Annotated in this window: 1 pseudogene and 1 riboswitch; the pseudogene reads left to right on the top strand. The window is 65.0% G+C overall.

Going from position 1 to position 1302, the window contains the following annotated elements:
• Positions 1-350 precede the first annotated feature (350 nt).
• Positions 351-449: riboswitch (glycine riboswitch) on the top strand.
• A gap of 158 nt (positions 450-607) precedes the next feature.
• A pseudogene (locus tag C560_RS22310) lies at positions 608-1302 on the top strand (glycine dehydrogenase (aminomethyl-transferring)); the annotation flags it as partial.

Raw genomic sequence — 1302 nt, 5'->3', positions numbered from 1 at the left:
GGCTTCCGTTCCACCGGTGTGGCCGCGTTTCGCTGCTCAATGCGCAGCATCTTCCGGCCTTCTGGTGCCAGTGTCACAGTAGAGCTCCTTCTGGGCTCGGCGGGCGGGGTGTTTCCGGGCAACTCCATGGTCAGGGCTTGGCCCCGCTCCCGTCTACGAATCAACAGTGCGGTTTTGCCAGCGTGTCTAGACAATCGTCCAAAGTCCGCGCACCCGGGGCGGCCTTCATACATATGGATAAAGGGTGTCGACAAAATTAACCCGATTGCTGTAGTCAGCCGTTCAGGCCCTGCCGGATGATGAAGGGCAACATCGCTGTGACCCCGGTCACGGCACAAGCGACACGCTTTTGATCTGCGGCGGGAGAGTCCTGCAAGCAAACTGATGCGGGCGCCGTAGGAGCAAATCCTCCCCAGGAATCTCTCAGGCCCACGTACCGCCGCGACGAGGCAACTCTGGAAAGTAGCTCGCTCTTCACCATGAAGGGCGAACTCACCGACGGTGCAAGCGGGCCCCTGCCTGCGGAATCTCTCAGGTCCACGACAGAGCGGGGAGGAACCTGATCCACAGCCGTGTCCTGCGGGCCGGCCCGACCCTGGAGTTCCATATGACCGTTCACTCCCGTCCCTCTGCCTTCGCAGACCGGCACATCGGCGCTCGCCGCCAGACCGACATCGACACCATGCTCAAGGCGATCGGCTACGACAGCGTTGATGGCCTCGTGGACACTGCCGTGCCCGACTCCATCCGCCAGCAAAGGCCGCTCAACCTGGGCGGCGCGCTGAGCGAGGTCGAGGTGCTGGCGGAGCTGCGCAAGCTGGCGTCGAAGAACAAGACGGCCGTGCAGATGATCGGCCAGGGCTATTACGACACGGTGACGCCGCCGGTGATCCGCCGCAACATCCTTGAGGCCCCGGCCTGGTACACCGCGTACACCCCGTACCAGCCGGAGATCTCCCAGGGCCGGCTTGAGGCGCTGCTGAACTTCCAGACCATGGTCCAGGACCTCGTCGGCCTGCCGGTCGCGAATGCTTCCCTGCTGGATGAAGCCACCGCCGTCGCCGAGGCCGTCCTTCTGATGCGCAGAGCCAATAAGTCCGCAGGACAGAGCGCGGGTGCCCGTGACGGCAAGACCGTCCTGGACGCCGACTGCCTGCCGCAGACCATCGCGGTCGTCAAGGGCCGCGCCGAGGCCCTCGGCTTCGAGGTCGAGGTCGCCGACCTCTCCAAGGGCCTGCCCGAGGGCGTCATCAACGGCGTCGTGCTGCAGCAGCCGGGCGTCTCCGGCCGCGTGTTCGACCA

The sequence above is a fragment of the Arthrobacter sp. 9MFCol3.1 genome (genome assembly GCF_000620385.1).
GTDB lineage: Bacteria > Actinomycetota > Actinomycetes > Actinomycetales > Micrococcaceae > Arthrobacter.
This window is presented reverse-complemented; position numbering and strand designations above follow the sequence as displayed.